The following is a 19,769-nucleotide window of genomic DNA, read 5'->3' on the forward strand; positions in this document are numbered from 1 at the left end:
GCCAATCAGCGGGCCGCGAGCGCCTGGGGCTCAGGCGCGGCGTCGATCCGTCACGACGCGGTAGATCACCAGCAGGATCAGCGAGCCGACGATGGCCGCGATCCATGTGGACAGATGGAAGAAGCCCTTGATCGAGTGGACGTGGAAGATGACCTTGCCCAGCCAGCCGCCGAGCAGTCCTCCGAGAATGCCGATGACCATCGTCACGATGACACCGCCCGGGTCGCGCCCCGGCATCAGTGCCTTGGCGATAGCCCCGGCCAGCAATCCGATGATGATCCATGCGAGAATTCCCACGACGCCCTCTTCCCCTTCTGTCCCCCGGAAAGTCCCTGTCGACAACCGCCTTTACCGGCCCGCGCCTTTCAAACATGCGTACCCACGGAAGATCTCGCGCGCGGACGCGAGAGCGGGACCGACCGGTCGGTCGGCCCCGCTGAATACGTGTTGTCCGCGCGGGCCGGTCCCCGGGAATGAGGGCGTGATGGAGAGCCGTGATGGAGAGCCGTGACGGAGAGCACCGCGCGGTTGCCGCCCGACGCGCCGGGGTCGGCGGTGGCGGTGAAGCGGAAGAGCTCGGTGCCGGTGTCGTAGCCGACGGAGCCGACGGCGCCGACGGAGCCGGTGGTGGCGGCCACGGCGGGCTTGCGGGGGGCGTAGCCGTGGAGGGTGACGGGCGCCTCGCCCGGCGCGAAGGCGTCCGTGGCGCGGACGGTGCCGTCGTCGCTGAGGTGCTCGACGCGCCGGTCGCCGTGCGAGACGAAATTCCCCGCGTGCATGAACCGCCGCGCGACCCGCGTCGCGCCCGGCCACCGCCCCGGACGGGGTGGGGCGTGCGAACCATTGACAGTGGAGGCGGTCGCCCGCATTGTGGGAGCGCTCCCACGCGTACGCGGCACGACCCCCCCACATCCCGCCTCCCGAAGGTGAGTACGCCGTGCGTCTTGTCATGCCCCCCGGCCCCCAGCCCTTACGCGGGCGCCGCCGCCCGCTCGTGGCCGCGGCCTCCGCCGCCGCGCTCCTCGGCACACTGCTGCTCGGCGGCGCCACCGCGCGGGCCGACGACCCGCCCGCGGCGCCCGCGGACGTCACCGTCAACGCCAACGAGGGCCTGGGGACGATCCCCGGCACGGCGTACGGCCTCAACAGCGCCGTGTGGGACGCGCAGATGAACGAGCCGCAGGTCCAGGACCTGCTCCAGGCCGCCGACGTCGGAATGCTGCGCTACCCCGGCGGCTCGTACGGCGACATCTACCACTGGCGGACGAACACCGCGCCCGGCGGATACGTGGCGCCCGGCACGGACTTCGACGCGTTCATGGGCACGGTCAAGAAGATCGGCGCCCAGCCGATGCTCATCGCCAACTACGGCTCCGGCACACCGCAGGAGGCCGCGGACTGGGTGCGGTACGCCAACGTCACCAAGGGGTACGGCGCGAAGTTCTGGGAGGTGGGCAACGAGCTGTACGGGAACGGGCATTACGGCTCCGGCTGGGAGCAGGACGACCACGCCGACAAGTCGCCCGCCGCGTACGCGAACAACGTGCTCCAGTACGTGTCGGCGATGAAGGCTGTGGACCCGACGGTGAAGGTCGGCGCGGTGCTGACCATGCCGGGCAACTGGCCGGACGGCGTGATGGCCGACGGCGAGAGCGCCGACTGGAACCACACGGTCATCCCGCTGATCGCGGGCAAGGCCGACTTCGTGATCGTCCACTGGTATCCGAGCACGTCGGACGCCGCGCAGATGCTGAACACGCCCTCGCAGCTCGCCGGTGAACTCGGCCAGTTGAAGGACCAGTTGACCGCGGCGGGGGCGGGCGACACCCCCATCGCGCTCACCGAGGTCAACGGCGGCCGGGACGTGGACACGCAGCCGAACGCGCTGTTCGGCGCCGACGCGTATCTGACCGCCCTCCAGAACGGGGTGTTCACCGTCGACTGGTGGGACACGCACAACGGCGCCCAGCAGATCTCGACGTCGCCCAACGGCGCGACCGATTACGGCGATTGGGGAGTGCTGTCCAGCGCCAACTGCGTCGGCACGGTGTGCGAGCCCGCGCTCAACACGCCGTTCCCGCCGTACTACGCGATCCAGATGCTGAGCCGGCTCGGGCGGCCGGGGGACCGGATGGTCGGCGCGGGCAGCGGTGCCGCGACGGTCGCGGCACACGCCGTGCGCCGCGCGAACGGCGACCTGAGCGTGCTGCTGATCAACAAGGACCCGTCGGCGGCGCGGACCGTGGCCCTGCACTACACCGGCTTCACCCCCGACACGTCGGCAGGGGTGACCGTGGACACCTACCGCGACCAGGCCGCCGCGATCGACACCGTCACGTCGGCCTACAGCGCCCAACAGACGCTGCCGCCCTACTCGTTGACCACCGTCACCCTGCACCCCAAGGCCGGTACGGGCTCGGCCCTGACCGCGCCCGGCGCGCCGAAGGTGACCGCGGCCGGGGACACCACCGCCACCGTGAGCTGGACGCCGTCGACCGGCGGCGCGGTGACCCGTTACGAGGTCTACCGGCAGGTCGGCACGGTCAGCGAGCTGCTGGCCGACAGCACGGGCACCTCCGCGACCGTCCACAACCTCACGCCCGGTACGACCTTCACCTGGAACGTCCTGGCGCGGGACGCCAACGGCCGCCTGTCGCCGCCGTCCGACCCGGTGACCGTACGCACCGGCACCCCCGCGCACTCGACCTGCCAGGTCGGCTACCGCACCACCGCGGGCTGGGGCAACGGCTTCAACGCCGAGGTGACCGTCACCAACACCGGCCCGAGCCCGATCACCGGCTGGACGCTCGCCTTCGCCTTCCCCAGCGCGGGCGAGTCCGTGTCCGGCTTCTGGAACTCCAAGGTCACGCAGAACGGCAGGCAGGTCGTGGCCACTCCGGTCGACTGGAACGCGACGCTCGCCGCCAACGGCGGCAACTCCGCCTCCTTCGGCTTCACCGGGGCCAACGACGGCGCGGCGCCCCCGCCGACCGTCTTCACCCTCAACGGCACGGTCTGCACGACGACGTGAGCTCCCGGTCCCGTACGGCTTCCGCTACGGCTTCCGCTACGGCTTGCGGTCACGCCAGCGCGAAGTAGCGCAGCCACAGATAGAGGGCCGATACGGCGACGGTGGCGGCGGTGACGACGAGGCCGTAGCGGGTGAACTGCCAGAAGGAGATGGGCTGTCGGGCGCGTTCGGCGATGCCGAGCACGACGACGTTGGCCGAGGCGCCGATCGCGGTGGCATTGCCGCCGAGGTCGGCGCCGAGGGTCAGCGCCCACCACATGACGTGGTCGGGGTCGCCGCCCAGGTGACGGACGAGGTCGGCGGCGACGGGCGCCATCGTGGCGACGTACGGGATGTTGTCGACGACGCCGGACAGGACGGCGGACGCGCCGAGCATCAGCATGGAGCCGCCGAGTTCCCGCTCGCCGACGGCGTTGGCGAGGGCGTCGGAGACCTGGCCGATGACGCCGGTGTCGATCAGGCCGCCGATCATGACGAACAGCCCGGCGAAGAAGGCGAGGGTGGGCCACTCGACCTCGGTCAGCACCTCGCCGGTGTTCGCCCGGGACACCGCGACGAGCAGTCCCGCGCCGAGCAGGGCCACGACGCTCGGTTCGAGGTGCAGCACCGGGTGCAGGACGAAACCGGCGATGACGAGCGCGAGTACGGCCAGGCCCTGCCGGAGCATCCGCGGGTCGCGTATCGCCTCGCGCTCGTCCAGCGCCATGACCGCCAGCGCACGGTCGGCGTCCCCGTCGAACGCCGAGCGGAACATCACGCGTGACAGGCCGATCAGCACGAGCACCAACACCACGGCCAGCGGCGCCAGATGGACGAGGAAGTCGTTGAAGGTCAGGCCCGCGCGGCTGGCGATGATGATGTTGGGCGGGTCGCCGACGAGCGTCGCGACCCCGCCGATGTTCGCGGCGAAGACCTCCGCGATCAGGAACGGCGCGGACGGCAGGGCGAGGCGTTCGCAGACCAGCAGGGTGACGGGCGCGACGAGCAGCACCGTCGTCACGTTGTCCAGCAGCGCGGAGGCGGTGGCGGTGACGACGATGAGCATCACCATCACGCGGAACGGCTTGGCCCGCGCCCGCTTCACCGACCAGATCGCCAGGTACTCGAAGAGGCCGGTGCGCTTGAGCACGCCGACGATCATCATCATGCCCAGCAGCAGGAAGATGACGTTCCAGTCGATGCCGGAGTCTTCGGAGTAGAAGGCGGACACGTCGTCGGTCGCGCCGATCGCGAGCATCAGTCCGGCGCCGCCGAGCGCCGCAGCGACCCGGTGGACGCGTTCGCTGATGATGAGCGCGTAGGTCCCGAAGAAGACGGCGACGGCCGCCCACGCGTGCCAGTCACTCATCCGGCACCGCGTGTTCCGCCCGCGTCCACGTCACGATTACCACGGACGGTGCCCCCGATCAGCGAAGAGAGTTCTCTCGTATTCGCCGACCAGACTTCCCGGCACACCAGCGACCAATTTACACGTCTCATACGACTTCTTGACGCGGATGCGGTGATTCCGGGGGTCCGGGGGTTCGGGGGTCCGTCACGGGCGGAGGGCGGAGGGCGGAGGGCGGTGGGCGGTGGGCGGTGGGCGTGGACGGTCGGCGGGGGAACGGGGCCCCGCGGCGGCCGAGTTCAGTCGAACCAGGCCGGTTCGCCCGTCTCTATCAGGTGCTTGAGGACCGCCTTGTCGGTCAGGGCCTCCTTGAGCAGGGCGCCCAGGGCCTGGAGCGCTTCGGGGTCCGTGCCGTAGGCGACGAACATGCCCGCTTCGGGGTCGAAGGAGACGCGGTCGAGGAGTTCGGGCGCGCGGGAGCGGATGGCCGAGCGGGCGACGCCCGTCCAGCCGTAGCCGCTGCCGTACTGCTCGCACTCCTCGAAGACGTCCATGAAGGGGACCATGTCGGTGTCGCTGAGCAGCAGGCAGTAGTTGCCCGGGTCGTGGTCGTACTCGAAGAACGTGAGCGGGTCCAGCGTCGAGGTTTCGGTCATGGGCTGACGCTATAGGGAGCCACTGACAAGCTCAGGCGGCCCGCGTCGTCGTGACTTTGCCCTTCCGGAGGGTGAGGGTGCGGTCGGAGCGGGCGGCGAGGGTCTGGCTGTGGGTCACGACGATGACGCACTTGTGCTGGATGTGCGCCAGGTCGCGGAAGATGTCGATGATGCTGTCGGCGGTGTCCTCATCGAGGTTGCCCGTGGGTTCGTCGGCGAAGAGGATGTCGACGTCGCAGGCCAGGGCCCGGGCGATGGCGACGCGCTGCTGCTGCCCGCCGGAGAGCTTGAGCACATTGCGGTGCGCGGCGTCGGGGTCGAGGCCGACGCCGGCCAGGATGTCGAGCGCGCGGGCTTTGCGCCGCCCGGTGGCGGGCCGGGCGCCGGTGATCTCCATCGCGGTGACGACGTTCTGAAGGGCCGTCATGTACGGCAGCAGGTTGTACTGCTGGAAGACCGTGGCGGCGTGCTTGTTGCGGTAGCGGCCGAGGCCGATGGACGCGATGTCCCGCCCGTCGAAGCGGACGGTGCCCGTGGTGGGGCTGTCCAGGCCGCTGGCCAGGCTGAGCAGGGTGGTCTTGCCGCTGCCCGAGGGGCCGAGGATGGTGGAGAACGTGCCCCGCTCGAAGGACACGTCGATCTGCCGGAGCACGGTGGTCTTGCGCCGCTGGCCCTGGTAGGTGTGGCTGACGGCGGAGAGTTGGAGGACGGGGGGAGCGGCGGGGACGGCGGCGGAGGTGGCGTCGGAGGTGGCCTCGGGGGCGGCGTCGGGGGTCGCGCCTGCCGCCGCAGCGGCGTCCCGGGACTCGCGCGGAGTCCGTGAGGTGCCCGAATTCCGTTTCATATGAGGTCACTTGCCCTTCGTGAGGATCGTGCGCGGGGTGAGCCGGAGTACGGCGGCGCCGGGGACGGCGGTGGCGAGCAGGCCGATGCCGAGGCCGACGCCCGCGACGGTGGCGAGGTCGGACGGCGACAGCCGTACCGTGATCGAGTCGATGGGGACGGCGCCCTCGACCGGCTTGTCGTTCATGTCGATGCCTTCCTTGAGGCCGGTGGAGCCGGGGGGCGGCGGCTGCCAGGCGTCGATCTTCCGCTGGGCGGAGGCCGCTTCGCCGCTGAGCAGCGAGTCGCCCGCCTTCTGCGTCAGGCTCTGGGCGAACAGCGCGCTGAGCCCGACGGCGAGCGCGGCGGCCACGGTGATCTCCACGGCCTGCTGGGCGACGAGCTTCCACTTCCTCTCGCCCATCGCGAGCAGCACGCCGAACTCCCGTTGCCGCTGCCGGACCGCGAGGGTGGCGAGCAGGCCGAGGACGAGCGCCCCGGCCACCCCGATCAGCCACATCGCCGCCGTCGCGGAGGACGTGATGCTCCGCAGCGGGCCGGTCATCTGCCGCAGCGCCTTGTCGTTGAGGTCGAAGGCGAGGCCGTGCAGCGCGTCGCCCGCCGTCCGCTTCGCCTGCGCGCGGAAGGCGTCGTACGTCGCCGGGTCCTTCAACCGGAAGGTGGCGCCCTGGAGTTGCGGCGCTCCGCCGCTGCCGTCGGAGTTGAGCCTGCTCAGCGCGGCGGCCGGGACGATCAGCCGGTCGCCGGGCGCGATGCCGTACTCGCTGTCGACGGTGTCGGACGGGTCGCGGTAGACGCCCTTCACGGTGAAGACGGCCTTGCGCTTGCCATTCGGGTCGTTCTCGCCGAGCGTGAGCGTGCCGCCGGGCGCGAGGCCGTTCTTCTTCGCCAGGCGCTCCTCGACGAGGACGCTGTCGTCCTCGCGGTCGGCCGCCGTGATCGGCTGCCCCGACAGCAACGTCCAGGTGCCGTCGCTGAAGTGCGGCATCAGCGTCGAGTCCAGGACACCGAAGGCGAGTGTCGAGTTCGCGGGGTAGTCCGGGGCGAGGGGCTTGCCGGTGGCGGTTCTCGCGCCGTTCAACAGCCGTGTGCCGTCGAAGGAGTTGTACGTGTACTTCTCCACCAGCGGGGACGCGCCGATCCGGTCCACGACGTCCGCGCCGATGGTCGGTGCCTGTCCGGTGAACGGCGCGTCCATGTCCGCCCCGAGCGTGACCTCGGCGCCGAGCCGCTGCCTGGCGGCTTCTGTCGCCCGCGCGGTGCCGGACTTGATGAGGACGCCGCCGAGCACCATGGCGGAGACGACGAGGAAGGTGCCCAGGGTGATCAGGGTCTTGCCTTTGCGGGACCACAGGCTCAGGCCCGCGCGTTTGACGAAGTTCATGACAGTCGGCCTCTTGGGGGGTCGGTGGTGGTGCGCATGGGTGAGGGCGTGGGCATGGGCGGGGGCGTGGGTGTGGGCGTGGGCGTCGGGATTTCGCGGTGCGGCTATTCGGTGTCGGTGAGGATCGAGCGGGGGTGCATGCGCAGGATTCCGACGCCGGGCAGGACCGTGGAGACGAGCGCGATGCCGAGGCCGATTCCGGCGACCTTGCCGAGGTCGCCCGCGCTCATGCGGATGTCGGGTACGGCGGGGGTGTCGTCGAGGGCGGCGGCTTCGTGGGGCGCGGTGCCGGGGTGGGACGCGGTGCCGGGGCGGGACGCGGCGCCGCCGTACTGCTCGCGGGCCAGCAGCGTCTCGCCCGCCCGGTGCGCGAGGGACTGCCCGGCCAGCGCGGCCACCCCGAGCGCGGGCACGAGCAGCACGGTCACCTCGACGGTGTGCTGGCCGATGAGCTTCCACTTCCGCTCGCCCAGCGCCAGCAGCATGCCCAGTTCGGCCCGCCGCTCCTTGACCGTCAGCAGGACGACCAGCCCGAGGATCGCCGCGCCGCACAGCGCGATCAGCCAGACCAGCGCCCCCGCGAACGCCCCGACCCGCCGCAGCGGCAGCACCTGGTCGCGGTACGGCTTGTCGTTGACGTCGAAGCGGAAGCCCTTCGGGCCCAGCAGCCGTACCGCCTCCGCGTGCAGCCGTTCCGCCAGGTCGGGCGAACCGATCGTGAAGACCGCTTCCGTGGGCTTCACCCCGAGCCCCAGCGCGGTGACGGCGGCGACCGGCACGTACACCTGGTTCGCGCCCAGGTCGGCGGCGGACGTCCACTGCGGCGGGTCCTGGCGCGTGTCCCGGTAGAGCCCCACGACCTCGAACGGCTCCCGCCGCCCGCCCGCGCCGCCCAGCTCGACGGTGTCGCCCACCGCGAGCCCGTGCTTCGCGGCCAGCCGCCGTTCGAGGAGGATCACCTTGCGGCGGGCGTCCGCCACGGTGATGCCCCGGCCCGCCACGACACGGACCCGGCCGGTGGCGAAGTCGAGGAGCGTGTCCGACGCGCGGACGCCGTTCAGCGTGAGCCCGTCCTTGCCGCCGCCGCCCGGGGTCCCCTCCGGCACCACGGCCGCCAGGCCCGGCGGCGGGACCGTCACCGCGCGCAGCAGCTCGTTGTACCGCTCGACCAGCGGATACGTCCCCAGCCGCCCGACCACCGCCGAGGTCAGCCCGTCCCCGCGCACGGTGACGTCCACCCCCACCCGCCGCTGCGTCTCCGCCTCCCGTCGCTGCGTCGCCCCCCTGAGCAGGAACCCCCCGAGCAGCAGCGTGCAGATCACCCCGAACACGCCCAGCAACAGCGCGGCCTTCCCCGCCCGTGCCACCAGACTGAACGCTGCCCGCTTGACGAAGTTCATGCGCCGAGCACACCAGCCGCCCCCGCGCAGCGGCATAAACCCGGTTACGTTCCCATAAGCCCCCGGCCAGCAAAGCCCCCGCCCACGCCGCACGTCGGCGGCCGTCTGCCGACGTCCGGCAGGCGGCGGACCTGGCCCCGTATCGCCTTCGGTCCTGCGTCGCCGACCGCCGCGCGCACGGCGTACCGCAGGGGTTCCGCGGGCCCTCGTCCGGCAGGCGGCCACCGCCCGCTTGTACCGCGTAGCGCCTACGGCTCCCGCGCCCGGCGGGCCGCCGCCGGCCACGTACCGGCCCCGGCGCCCGCCGGTTCTTCGGCGACCCGTCCGGAGGACGCACGCTTATCTCCGCGTACGGCCCCCCGTGTTTCCCTGGCCCGCATGAGAGTTCTGGTGGCCGAGGATCATCACGTGTTGGGGCGGACGATCGTGATCGGGCTGCGGCGGCAGTCGATGGCGGTGGACCTGGCGGTGTCGGGGGACGCGGCCGAGCGGATGTGCGGGGTCACGGAGTACGACGTGCTCGTGCTCGACCGGGATCTGCCGGTGCTGAGCGGGGACGAGGTGTGCCGGAGGGTGCGGGGGATGGCGGCGCCGCCGCGGATCTTGATGCTGACGGCGGCGGGCGGGGTCGAGGACAGGGTGTACGGGCTGGAGCGGCTGGGGGCGGACGACTACCTGGCCAAGCCGTTCGACTTCGCCGAACTGGTCGCGCGGATCAGGGCGTTGAGCCGCCGGGTGCTGAAGGCGCCGCCGGTCGTGGTGGCGTACGAGGGCATCACGGTGGACGCCGCCAGGCGCGAGGCGCGGATCGACGGGCGGGCGGTCGAGCTGACGCCGAAGGAGTTCGCGGTGCTGCACGCGCTGGTCGGCGCGGGCGGCGAGGCCGTCACGCAGGCGGAGTTGGTGCGGTCCGTGTGGGACGAGCACCTGGACCCGCGGACCAGCGCCGTGCGCGCCACCGTCAGCCGCCTGCGCGGCAAGCTCGGCCCGCCCGACGTGATCGTGGCGGACGCCGGAGAGGGGTACCGGCTGTGCCGCTGATCAGGCCCCCGCGCCCGCACCTGACGTTCCGGGCCCGGCTGGCCGCCGCCTTCGCCGGGCTCTTCCTCCTCTCGGGGACGGCGCTGCTGGCGTTCGTCGTGGTGCTGGCGCGCTACGGGACGACACGGCAGGTGCAGGGCATCGGGGTCAGCCGCGCCACCGGGGGACCGACGGACGCGGCGACGTACGCACCCACCGGCTACACCGGACCCGTCGTACCCCACGGCGGCTCGGGCGGCACGGACGCCATCGATGGCGCGGGCGGCACGGGCGGCACCGGCGACGGCATCTCGATCCGCGCGCTGCACTGGACCGTGGGCGCCGTGCAGGACGCGGCGCTGCACCAGATGATCCTGTGGTCGGCGATCGGCCTGGTGCTTGTGACGGTGCTGGCCGCCGCCACCGGCTGGTGGCTCGCGGGGCGGGCGCTGCGCCCGGTCGCGGCCGTGACGGACGCCGCCCGCCGGATCAGCGAGCAGAACCTGCACGAACGCCTCGCACTGAGCGGCCCGGCCGACGAACTCCAGCGCCTGGCCGACACGTTCGACACGATGCTCGACCGGCTGGAGAAGTCCTTCGAGGGCCAGCGCCGCTTCGTGGCCAACGCCTCCCACGAACTGCGCACCCCGCTGGCCGTCCAGCGCGCCTGCCTCGAAGTCGGCCTCGCCGACCCGCTTCCCGACGGCCTCGCGGACGTGCGCGACGACCTCCTCACCGTCAACCGCGACGCCGAGCGGCTGATCGACGCGCTGCTGCTGCTCGCCCGCAGCGACCGCGGCCTCGAACGTACCGAGCAGGTCGACCTCGTACCGCTGGCGCGTCAACTGACCGGCGAGCTGCGCCACTTGGCGCAGGAGAAGGACGTCCGGCTCACCGTGACCGCCGACCGGCCGCTGCGCGTCGAGGGCGACCCGGTCCTGCTGCGGCACCTCCTGTTCAACCTGATCCGCAACGCCGTCCAGTACAACCACCCCGGCGGCGCCGTCTCCCTCGACCTCGCCGACGACACCCTCACGGTCACCAACACCGGCGATCCGGTGCCCGCCGACCGCGTGCCCGACCTCTTCGAGCCCTTCCGCCGTCTCGCCCCCGACCGCACCAGCGCCTCACCCGCGTCCGGCCACGGACTCGGCCTCGCGATCGTCCGCTCCATCGCCACCGCCCACCACGCCACGCTCACCGCCCGCCCCACCCACCCCGGCGGCCTGGCCGTCACCGTCACCTTCGCCCGCGCCGACCGTACGATCGCGGCGTGACGATCACCTACGAGTGGCGCGGCCACGTCGACAACGAAGCCCTCAACTCCCTTCACGCCGACGGCTTCGGCGGCCCGCCCGCCCGCACCGACTGGCGCGCCCGCCTCGAACGCCACAGCCTCGGCTGGGTCTGCGCCCACGACGACACCCGCCTCATCGGCTTCGTCAACGTCATCTGGGACGGCGGCGCCCACGCCTTCCTCCTGGACACCGTCGTCTCCCGGCCCCACCGCTCGAAGGGCGTCGGCGCCCACCTCGTCGCCACCGCCGCCCACCACGCCCGCGCCGCCCACTGCGAATGGCTCCACGTCGACTTCGAGCCCCACCTCCGCCCCTTCTACCTCGACACGTGCGGCTTCCGCCCCACCCCAGCGGGCCTGATCGCCCTGTGACTCCGGATGCCGGCACCGCAGCCGTCGTGTTCCCCGCGCAGTGACGCGATCGTGACGCGCTGAGCGCGGGAGCACTCTCGAACCTCACGCGTTCTCTTCGCTACCGTGGGTGGCGGATACGGGGGGTCAGGCGTGCGGGGTCCGAGGGGGCCTTTTCGCCGACGCCCCGAACGGTGCCCACGGACAACCGATCGGGAGACTTCGACCATGCGAGCCCGCTCAGCATTTCCCGTCGCGGCTCTCGCGGCGACCGCCGCGTTGACGCTCTCCGCCTGCGGCGGCGGCTCAGGTGGCGGCGACAGCAAGATTTCCCCGACCACGGCGCCCTCGGCCACAGCGACGGCGACCGCGACATCGGCGCAACCTACGGCGACGGGTGGGGTGTTGACCGTCGACCCGGCGCTCGCGCTCCCCGCGGACCTGAAGCTCGACTTCGACTGGCGGCTTCCGGCGGACGACGCCGAGGCCGGGGTCCTGACCGCGTCGGCCGACTTCATGCAGTCGATGACGCACGGCGTGGTCGAGCAGAGCGTGAAGGGCGGGGCCCTGAACACGTACGCGGAAGGCGACGCGTACAGCTACGCGAAGCAGTACGTCCAGATGCACATCGACGCGAAGAAGACGGTGACCGGTACCGACCGCTTCTTCCGGCCCGCCGTCAAGCTCCTCGCCAAGAACTCGGCGGCCGAAGTCACCTTCTGCGAGGACCAGTCGAAGCTGTTCAGCAAGGAGATCGGGACCGGGAAGGTGCACGTCACCGGCGCTGACGACCGCAACTACGTGTCGTACCAACTGGTGCTCAGCCTGTTCCGGCCCGGCACGCAGCTCTGGCGAGCACAGTCGATCACCACCAAGGAAAGGGCGTTGGAGTGCAAGCAATGACGGGTACGGGGTCACTCCGCCGCGCGCTGCCCCTCGCGGCGCTCATCGTGTTACTCGCGGCGGCACCGGGTTACGCCTTCGACGACACCGGTTTGCCGCCGTCGGGTGGAAAGGGTTCGGGTGGAAAGGGTTCGGGTGACAGCGGCGGAAACCTGGAGGCCATCGCCCAGGGGTACCGGCTGACGTATCCCACGGGCAGGCCGAGCGGCGCGAGCCGACCGTTGGCGTCGGTCAACGTCAACTGGACGCCGCCGCCTTGCTGGTTCGGGCCGAAGTACACCCCCGAGCAGTTCAAGGCGGAGTACACGAAGAACTTCAACGACGAACTGCCCCAGGTGCACGGCACTTTCCGTACCGCCATGGGGATGGACCGGGACCACTACCAGAACGGGCTGGACTACCCCGGCGGGGACAAGGGCTACAAGGACTTCAACAGCGCCGAGGCCGGCAAGGGAATGTGGTGGCTGGTGACTGTCAATCCGGACGCCGACCCGTCGGCGCAGATGGGCTGCAACGACCAGACGCCGAGGTGGGTGCCCACCGGCCAGATGCCGCCTGCCGGGACCGGGCATGTGATCACCCCGGAAATGCTCTCCAAGCTCGCCTTCGCCCACACCCACGTACCCGGCGTGAGGATCGTGACCAATCCCGCGGGCCCGCAGACGGTCAACATCCCCACCTGGGTGACCCTGCGACAGGCGTACACGCCGGTGAAGGTGCGGGCGTCGGTGGACCTGGGCGGCGGCCGGGAGATCTGGGCCGAGACCACCGCGGAGCCGTCCGCCGTGCACATCACCCCCGGCACCTCCGACGCCACCGTCTTCCCGTCCTCCGGCGACTGCCCGATCGGACCCGACGGCAAGGTCGGCGCCGCCTACAACGGCGACCCGAAGGCAGCCCCTCCCTGCGGCGTGACGTACCTGCGCTCGACGCAGAACACCCCGCCGTACCAGCTCGACGTCTCCGTCAACTGGCATGTGAGCTGGACAGGTTCGAGCGGCGGCCCCTACGCCCTGCCCGACGGCAGGGTCGGCGACCCGCGAGAGGTGACGGTCCGGGAGATCCAGACCATCAACAACTGACCGTCCGCGGCGGGCGGTTCAGCCGGGCGGACCAGACCCATGGCTCGTCCGGCGGACCGGGATGCGCGGGATCCGGACGGACTCGCGCCGCCGCGGGGTCCTCAGGTTGTTGATGTTGCCGGGTCGCTGGTGCTGGGGGTGCCGGTTTCCACGTGGGCGGCGAAGCGGCGGAGGTAGGCGGGGTCGGTGGTGGTGGTGACGGTGATGTCGTACCAGTGGTTGCCGGCCGGGACGCCCCAGGCGGGGACGGTGCGGGAGGCGCCTGCGGCCACGGTGTAGGTGTAGTGGGCGGTGGGGGCGTAGGCGTCGGTGGCGTTGAAGGTGACGGGGGCGCCGGTGGGGTTGCTGAAGACGAGGGTGACCTGGCCGGTGGCGGGGGTGTGGCGGGCGGTCACCTCGGGGCCGATGGAGCCCGCGGTGCCGGCCATGCGGCGCAGGAAGCCGTTGGGGCCGTGGACGGAGAAGTCGTAGCGGTCGGAGGCGGCGGGCATCAGCCAGGTGTCGACCAGGGATTTGCCCGCCTCGACGGTGTACGGCCAGGGGCCGTCGGAGCGGACCGCGGAGGTGACGAGGAAGGCGGCGCCCGCCGTGCCGAAGTTGCGGAAGGTGAACTGGAAGCGTCCGCCCGCGGGTTGGGTGTCGGCGGCCAGGTCGTACGGCAGCGGGCGGGCGTTGCGCAGGCCCGGTTCCTGGCGCGGGACGGCGCCGGTGGCGGGCGGGGTGGGGACGTAGTCACCGGGGTTGTTGTGGTTCGGCGGTACGTAGCCGCCGGTGCCGGGGAGCGCGGGCGCGGCGGCGTTGCTGCGGGTGAAGTCGAAGGCGGCGGTGAGGTCGCCGCAGACCGCGCGGCGCCAGGGCGAGACGTTCGGGTTGCGCACACCGAAGCGCTTCTCGATGAACTGCACGATCGAGGTGTGGTCGAAGGTCTGCGAGCAGACCCAGCCGCCCGTGCTCCAGGGCGAGAGCACCAGCATCGGCACGCGCGGCCCGAGCCCGTACGGCCCGGCCGCGTAACCGGAGAGCCCGCCGGTGTAGAGATCCTGGGTGACGTCGGCGGTGGACAGCCCGCGCGCGGCGGAGGCGGGCGGGAAGGGCGGCACGACGTGGTCGAAGAAGCCGTCGTTCTCGTCGTACGTGAGGAAGACGGCGGTACGGCTCCACACGTCGGGGTCGGCGGTGAGCGCGTCCAGCACCTGGGAGATGTACCAAGCGCCGTAATTGGCGGGCCAGTTGGGGTGTTCGCAGAACGCCTCGGGGGCGGCGATCCAGGAGACCTGGGGGAGTTTGCCGCCCACGACGTCGGCCCTGAGCCGGTCGAAGTAGCCGTCGCCGTTGCGGGCCGAGGTGCCGGTGCGGGCCTTGTCGTACAGGGCGCTGCCGGACTGGGCGTGGCGGTACTGGTTGAAGTACAGCAGGGAGTTGTCGCCGTAGTTGCCGATGAAGGGGTCGTTCGTCCAGCCCCAGCCGCCGCCGGAGTTCAGGCCGGTGCCGGTGTCCTGGTAGACCTTCCAGGAGACGCCCGCCCGCTCCAGGATCTCGGGGAAGGTGGTCCAGCCGTACCCGGCCTCCTCGTTGCCCAGCACCGGGCCGCCGCCCTTGCCGTCGTTGCCCGAGTAACCGGTGTACATGTAGTACCGGTTGGGGTCGGTGGAGCTGAGCATCGAGCAGTGGTAGGCGTCGCAGATGGTGAACGCGTCGGCGAGCGCGTAGTGGTACGGGATGTCCTGGCGGGTGAGGTGCGCCATCGTCGTGGTGGTCTTGGCCGGGATCCAGCGGTCGTAGTTGCCGCCGTTCCACGCCTGGTGCGTGCCGTACCAACTGTGGTCGAGGTCGCGGAGGAACTGGAGGCCGAGGTTGTCGATGTTCGGCCGGAAGGGGAGCGTCTCGTGCCCGGCGGCGTCCGCCTGGTGGAAGACGGACTTGCCGCTGGGCAGGGTGGCCGGGCGGGGGTCGCCGAAGCCGCGCACGCCGCGCAGGGTGCCGAAGTAGTGGTCGAAGGAGCGGTTCTCCTGCATCAGGACGACGATGTGCTCGACGTCCTGGAGGGTGCCGGTTCCCGCGGCGGCCGGGATCGAGGCGGCCTTGGCGATGCCGCCGGTGAGGACGGACGCGGCGGCGGTGGCTCCGGCGAGTTGCAGGAACCTTCGGCGGTCGACGTTGGGCACGGGGCTTCTCCTGACGGTCCGGTGGGGGCGGGCCGTGCTGCCGGTGGCGCTCTGAGCGTGCTCTGGCGGTGCCCCGACAGGGCGGGTCCGGCTGCGCGGTGGTGCGTGCGGAGGGGGCATTTGTGGCATACGCGAACACGTGTGGCGTGCACATGATGGTGATCCGGGGCGGATGGTGTCAATGGGGCGCGGGGGAGTACGGGTTGACCGGCCGAGTCGTACCGCCTTGGGTGATTGACATGCCCACGGTCACTCGCGATGCTGTTGGAACGTGCTACCACCGGTGTTGACCCTTGTGCGGGAGCGGTGGAAACGGTGGGATTCAAGCGGTCAGAGCGCCAAGTTCCCCCCTCCGATGCGGTTCTGACCGGACGTCGTCCCTCGGCGGGCGCTCCACCGCCCGCCCGGCGTCGAAGCGGAGGCCCGACCATGGAACGGGACTATGAAGCTTCTGCGAAGTCTCCACAGTGCCTTGGCAGGCGGCGGCCGGGGCGGTTCGTCCGGCACCGGTCTGGGCGGCTCGTCCGGGGGTTCGTCCGGCGGGGACCCGGGTGGTTCGTCCGGCACCGGCAGGGGTGTCCTGGCCGGCACAGTGTGCGCAGCCCTCGCGGCCGTACTCGCCCTGCTGGCCGTGCTGTGTTCCGCGCCCGCCCAGGCGTCCCAGACCACCATCCACAACGCCGACCCGAGCGTGATCCGGGTCGGCAGCACGTACATCTCGGCCGAGACGTCGGGCGGCGGCATCGCCGTACGGAAGGCGTCGTCGCCCGACGCCCTCGGCGCGGCGGCCTCCCGCAAGGTCTGGTCGGACACCAAGGGCCGCGGTGAGGTGTGGGCCCCGGAGATCGTGGTGGACGGCGGCCGGTACTACATCTACTTCACGTCGGGCGCCGGAGCCGCGCACCGGATGTACGTCATCAGCTCGGCGACGGCCGACAGCGGCTACGGCGCCGAAACCCAACTGGCCCTGCCCAACGACAAATGGGCCATCGACGGGAACCTCTTCACCTTCAACGGGCAGCGCTGGTTCGTCTGGTCGGGCTGGGCGGGCGACACGAACGTCGAACAGAACCTGTACATCGTCCGGATGAGCAGCCCCACCACGCCGACCGGCGCGCGCTACATCATCTCCCAGCCGCGCGAGAGCTGGGAGCGCGTCGTCGGCAACCCGTACATCAACGAGGCGCCCGCCGCCGTCAAGGACCCCAACGGGCAGCTCCACATCGTCTATTCGGCCAACGGGAGCTGGAGCGACCAGTACTGCATGGCCGATCTGCGGCTGCGCTCCGGCGGTGACCCGACGTACGTCTGGGACTGGTACAAGTCCAACGGCTGCCTGTTCGGCGCGCACGCCGCCACCATGATGTCCGGCTGGGACCCCACCCTCTACGTCAACGGCCCCGGCTCCCACAGCTTCGTCCTCCTCAACGGCGACATCGGCACCAGCCCGCCCGCCGGCCCCCGCTTCCCCCTCATGTTCACCGCCGTCCCCAAGGGCACCCCCTACTCCTGGTCCAACCGCTACTGGTTCACCGGCACCTTCTGCTGGTGGGGCAACACCACCTACTCCCGCGCCAACGTCCCCGGCCCCACCTCCAACACCGGCTTCAGCCTGAAGTTCTTCGAATAACCCCCACCGGTCCGGCGGCCCCTGGCCCCGGCCCTCCCCCGCCTCGCTCCGACGGCGCCCGTGACCGAGGGACACGTGCGAGGTGGCGTCAACGGACGAACTCGTCCGCCCCGATGCCGGAAAGCCGGCTGGCTGGGGCGGACGAGTTCTCGGGCCGAACGGCAAGCGCCGTGTCAGATCAGGCTGTTGTAGGTGTTCCAGCCGGGTCCGATCTTCGTGCGCGGCGCGAAGGTGCCGTCGCCGCGACCCTGGTAGAGCCACAGCGCGCCGGACGCGTCGCGGGCGACGAGGTCGGGCTTCCCGTCGCTGGTGAGGTCACCCGCGCCGGCCATCGCCGTGAAGGTGTTCCAGCCGGGGCCGATCTTCGTGCGCGGCGCGAAGGTGCCGTTGCCGCGACCCCGGTAGAGCCACAGCGCGCCGTCGGCGTCCCGCGCCACGAGGTCGGCCCTGCCGTCACCGGTGACGTCGCCCACCGAGGTGAGCGCGTTGAAGATGTTCCAGCCGGGGCCGATCTTTGTACGCGGCGCGAAGGTGCCGTCGCCGCGGCCCTGGTAGAGCCACAGGGCGCCGGACGCGTCGCGGGCGACGAGGTCGGCCTTGCCGTCACCGGTCAGATCACCCGCGCCGATCAGCGCGTTGAAGATGTTCCACCCCGCCCCGACCTTCACGCGAGACGTGAACGGGCGGGCGTCCCCGCCGCCGCGGTAGTACCAGAGCACGCCGCTCGCGTCGCGGGCGACCAGGTCACCCGACCCGTGCACGGTCAGGTTCGACAGCGCCGTTATCGCTGTGTACCCCTGCCAGCCGCCACCGACGGCCACGCGCGGCTGGTACGGCCCAGCGGCCTTCCCCGTACCGTCGTAACGCCACAGCGTCCCCTGCGCGTCACGCGCGAGGAGGCGGCTGTTGGCCGGGACGGCAGACGGGCTGTCGACGTCGAAGCCGACAGTGGCTTCCGGACTGGCTGCGCCCGGGTCGGACGCCTTGAAGCGGACGTCCGTCACGACCTTCCAGGCATCGACGGACGCACCGGCCGCCAGCGCATAGGTCAGGGTGTGGTCGCCGGCGGGCAGGTCGCACGACACGGCCGCGGCCGTGTCGTTGACCGGTCCTCCGGTGTGCTCGCAGGCGCCCTGCGGCCCGCCGCTCACCGACGCGACCTTGATGTCGACCGCGGCCTTGCTCCAGTCGGGCTGACCTTCCGCCGGGCGGAACGCGACAGTGAGCCGACCAGGGCTCTCGGCGTGGACGCGCACGGTGTGTGTCGCCGTGGACGACGCCTTGAGGTCGGTGACCGTCAGGTCGAGGAAGCTCTGGGTCTGTTCGATCAGGCCGCGCGAGTACGTGGGATCGGAAGGGCTCTCCACCGGTCCCGGATACTCGCCGACCGCGAGGAACCGGCTGCCGTTGACCGGCGCGATGTCATGGAACGTGTAGGACGGATAGGTGGTATCGGTCACGGTCGCCCCGAGCCGCTTCGTCCAGGCGGTGCCGTCGTAGTGCCAGAAGACGGGGTCGGCGCGCAGCGACGAATCGTCCGAGCCGGCCGCCCACAACCCGCCGTGTCCGTCCGGCCGGAGGGCCTCGAGGAGGAACCCGGTCAGATCCCCGGTGACGTCGTGCCACGCCGAGCCGTCCCAGCGCTCGACGTGGGTGAGGGCTGGTCTGGCGCCCGGGGAATAGCCCCAGCCGGCCATGTAGACACTGTCCGGGGACACCGCGGCCACCGTTGCCATGGTGACGACCGCCGGCGCCGGCGGCTGGGGCATCAGCGTCCAGGTCGTCCCGTCCCAGTGGTACGCCACCGGGTGGCCGCCTTCCACGGGGAACTGCATTCCCGTCGCGTAGGCGTCGTTCGCGGACAGGGCGTCGATGCCGCGGATGTCCACGCCGGCCGGGAGAGCGAAGGTCTGCCAGGCACCGTCGCTGTAGGTGTAAAGAGCGTTGCCGCCCTTGAAAAGCCTGCCGGGGACGGCCTTGATCGGCACCTCGATCCAGGCCCGGTCGAAAGCACCGGCGGTCGGTACGACTTCCCAGCGCGTCCCGTCGAAGTGGACCAGATGCTGCGTCCCGGCGGAGAAGGTCGGCTTGGAACCGTAGGCCCACACGTCGTCCGCCGATGCCGCGCTGACCGCCGACCACGAGTCGACCTGCGGCAATGCGGGGTCCGTGACCGCGGACCACGCCTGCCCGTCCCAGCGCATGAGAACGCCGTTGCCGTCACTCCCCCTGCCGGACGCCCAGGCATGGTCGGCATCCACCGACGTCACCGAATGCAGTGAACCCGCGGCGGTCGCTCCGGACAGCGTTGTTTTCCAACCCGGTGTCGATACGTGGTGCGTCGCGGGTCCTGTGTCGGCCGCGGCCGTCTGCTCCGAGCCCACCAGCGCGGTGAGCAGGGCGAGCCCCACGGTGCTCGCCACGGCGAGTCGCCCGGCATGTCTGAGCGTGCGCTTCCTCTTCATGACGCGTCCCCTCCCTCCGGCAACGCCCCCCTTGCACGGGGCCGTCGCGTTCTCCTCATGTCCTCCGCAGCGGGACCTGGCGCGTTGCGCGCGGGCACGGCGCAGCCGTTCGCGGCGCGTTCGCGCGTCCTTGGCCGGAAGTCCCCTCCGTACGCGGCTCGTCCGGGCGCCCGTGGGCTCGGCACGCATGCCGACTTTTGGGGCCCGCCCAGCCG

Annotated in this window: 16 protein-coding genes; 7 read left to right on the top strand and 9 right to left on the bottom strand. The window is 71.5% G+C overall.

Annotated elements, in window-relative coordinates:
- Nucleotides 1–30 precede the first annotated feature (30 nt).
- Entirely contained in the window at nt 31–297 is a 267-nt protein-coding gene (locus tag ABZX65_RS17500; protein WP_355339983.1) for a GlsB/YeaQ/YmgE family stress response membrane protein, read from the bottom strand.
- Between the two features lie 68 nt (nt 298–365).
- The gene (locus ABZX65_RS17505; protein WP_355339986.1) at nt 366–779 is read right to left on the bottom strand and encodes a hypothetical protein; all 414 of its coding nucleotides are present in this window, start codon (nt 777–779) and stop codon (nt 366–368) included.
- A 158-nt stretch (nt 780–937) separates the two neighbouring features.
- Here ABZX65_RS17505 and ABZX65_RS17510 point away from each other — a divergent pair, with 158 nt between their 5' ends.
- The gene (locus ABZX65_RS17510) at nt 938–3,031 is read left to right on the top strand and encodes a cellulose binding domain-containing protein (RefSeq protein ID WP_355339989.1); all 2,094 of its coding nucleotides are present in this window, start codon (nt 938–940) and stop codon (nt 3,029–3,031) included.
- 49 nt (nt 3,032–3,080) lie between these two features.
- On the opposite strand, the gene ABZX65_RS17515 is transcribed toward ABZX65_RS17510, so the two are convergent.
- The 5 genes from ABZX65_RS17515 to ABZX65_RS17535 form a co-directional block, all read right to left on the bottom strand.
- Nucleotides 3,081–4,379: an ArsB/NhaD family transporter gene (locus ABZX65_RS17515; RefSeq protein ID WP_355339992.1), complete on the bottom strand. Its 1,299-nt coding sequence runs from the start codon at nt 4,377–4,379 to the stop codon at nt 3,081–3,083.
- A gap of 278 nt (nt 4,380–4,657) precedes the next feature.
- Nucleotides 4,658–5,014: an immunity 51 family protein gene (locus ABZX65_RS17520; protein ID WP_355339995.1), complete on the bottom strand. Its 357-nt coding sequence runs from the start codon at nt 5,012–5,014 to the stop codon at nt 4,658–4,660.
- A 31-nt stretch (nt 5,015–5,045) separates the two neighbouring features.
- Complete coding sequence (locus tag ABZX65_RS17525; protein ID WP_355339998.1) at nt 5,046–5,858, bottom strand: ABC transporter ATP-binding protein; 813 nt, start codon at nt 5,856–5,858, stop codon at nt 5,046–5,048.
- Between the two features lie 6 nt (nt 5,859–5,864).
- Nucleotides 5,865–7,241 carry an ABC transporter permease gene (locus tag ABZX65_RS17530; RefSeq protein ID WP_355340000.1) on the bottom strand — a complete coding sequence of 459 codons (1,377 nt, stop codon included), beginning with the start codon at nt 7,239–7,241 and terminating at the stop codon, nt 5,865–5,867.
- Nucleotides 7,242–7,345: 104 nt separating this feature from the next.
- A complete protein-coding gene (locus tag ABZX65_RS17535; RefSeq protein WP_355340003.1) occupies nt 7,346–8,641 on the bottom strand; it encodes an ABC transporter permease in 1,296 nt (431 codons plus the stop codon).
- A gap of 378 nt (nt 8,642–9,019) precedes the next feature.
- Between ABZX65_RS17535 and ABZX65_RS17540 the strand changes: the two genes are divergently transcribed.
- The 5 genes from ABZX65_RS17540 to ABZX65_RS17560 all read left to right on the top strand — a co-directional run bounded on the left by ABZX65_RS17540 (nt 9,020) and on the right by ABZX65_RS17560 (nt 13,294).
- Entirely contained in the window at nt 9,020–9,682 is a 663-nt protein-coding gene (locus tag ABZX65_RS17540; RefSeq protein ID WP_355340006.1) for a response regulator transcription factor, read from the top strand.
- Complete coding sequence (locus ABZX65_RS17545; protein WP_355340009.1) at nt 9,673–10,938, top strand: HAMP domain-containing sensor histidine kinase; 1,266 nt, start codon at nt 9,673–9,675, stop codon at nt 10,936–10,938. Before ABZX65_RS17540 ends, ABZX65_RS17545 begins: the two co-directional genes overlap by 10 nt.
- Complete coding sequence (locus ABZX65_RS17550) at nt 10,935–11,330, top strand: GNAT family N-acetyltransferase (protein WP_355340012.1); 396 nt, start codon at nt 10,935–10,937, stop codon at nt 11,328–11,330. The genes ABZX65_RS17545 and ABZX65_RS17550 overlap by 4 nt, the downstream gene beginning before the upstream one ends.
- A 207-nt stretch (nt 11,331–11,537) precedes the next feature.
- Complete coding sequence (locus tag ABZX65_RS17555) at nt 11,538–12,212, top strand: hypothetical protein (protein WP_355340015.1); 675 nt, start codon at nt 11,538–11,540, stop codon at nt 12,210–12,212.
- Nucleotides 12,209–13,294, top strand: a complete 1,086-nt coding sequence (locus tag ABZX65_RS17560) for a hypothetical protein (protein WP_355340018.1) — start codon at nt 12,209–12,211, stop codon at nt 13,292–13,294. The genes ABZX65_RS17555 and ABZX65_RS17560 overlap by 4 nt, the downstream gene beginning before the upstream one ends.
- Before the next feature lie 101 nt (nt 13,295–13,395).
- On the opposite strand, the gene ABZX65_RS17565 is transcribed toward ABZX65_RS17560, so the two are convergent.
- Nucleotides 13,396–15,459, bottom strand: a complete 2,064-nt coding sequence (locus tag ABZX65_RS17565; protein ID WP_355340021.1) for a phosphocholine-specific phospholipase C — start codon at nt 15,457–15,459, stop codon at nt 13,396–13,398.
- A gap of 442 nt (nt 15,460–15,901) precedes the next feature.
- On the opposite strand from ABZX65_RS17565, the gene ABZX65_RS17570 reads away from it, so the two are divergent.
- A complete protein-coding gene (locus tag ABZX65_RS17570; protein WP_355340024.1) occupies nt 15,902–17,089 on the top strand; it encodes a glycoside hydrolase family 43 protein in 1,188 nt (395 codons plus the stop codon).
- Nucleotides 17,090–17,262: 173 nt separating this feature from the next.
- Here the strand turns inward: ABZX65_RS17570 and ABZX65_RS17575 are convergent, their stop codons facing one another.
- Nucleotides 17,263–19,554 carry a VCBS repeat-containing protein gene (locus ABZX65_RS17575; protein ID WP_355340027.1) on the bottom strand — a complete coding sequence of 764 codons (2,292 nt, stop codon included), beginning with the start codon at nt 19,552–19,554 and terminating at the stop codon, nt 17,263–17,265.
- Nucleotides 19,555–19,769 lie beyond the last annotated feature (215 nt).

The organism is Streptomyces sp. NPDC003300, from assembly GCF_040610915.1.
GTDB lineage: Bacteria > Actinomycetota > Actinomycetes > Streptomycetales > Streptomycetaceae > Actinacidiphila.

Coding starts and splice junctions, on each gene's coding strand:
- ABZX65_RS17505 (WP_355339986.1), bottom strand. CDS start 779: ATGCACGCGGGGAATTTCGTCTCGCACGGCGACCGGCGCGTCGAGCAC.
- ABZX65_RS17515 (WP_355339992.1), bottom strand. CDS start 4,379: ATGAGTGACTGGCACGCGTGGGCGGCCGTCGCCGTCTTCTTCGGGACC.
- ABZX65_RS17520 (WP_355339995.1), bottom strand. CDS start 5,014: ATGACCGAAACCTCGACGCTGGACCCGCTCACGTTCTTCGAGTACGAC.
- ABZX65_RS17525 (WP_355339998.1), bottom strand. CDS start 5,858: ATGAAACGGAATTCGGGCACCTCACGGACTCCGCGCGAGTCCCGGGAC.
- ABZX65_RS17530 (WP_355340000.1), bottom strand. CDS start 7,241: ATGAACTTCGTCAAACGCGCGGGCCTGAGCCTGTGGTCCCGCAAAGGC.
- ABZX65_RS17535 (WP_355340003.1), bottom strand. CDS start 8,641: ATGAACTTCGTCAAGCGGGCAGCGTTCAGTCTGGTGGCACGGGCGGGG.
- ABZX65_RS17540 (WP_355340006.1), top strand. CDS start 9,020: ATGAGAGTTCTGGTGGCCGAGGATCATCACGTGTTGGGGCGGACGATC.
- ABZX65_RS17555 (WP_355340015.1), top strand. CDS start 11,538: ATGCGAGCCCGCTCAGCATTTCCCGTCGCGGCTCTCGCGGCGACCGCC.
- ABZX65_RS17560 (WP_355340018.1), top strand. CDS start 12,209: ATGACGGGTACGGGGTCACTCCGCCGCGCGCTGCCCCTCGCGGCGCTC.
- ABZX65_RS17570 (WP_355340024.1), top strand. CDS start 15,902: ATGAAGCTTCTGCGAAGTCTCCACAGTGCCTTGGCAGGCGGCGGCCGG.
- ABZX65_RS17575 (WP_355340027.1), bottom strand. CDS start 19,554: ATGAAGAGGAAGCGCACGCTCAGACATGCCGGGCGACTCGCCGTGGCG.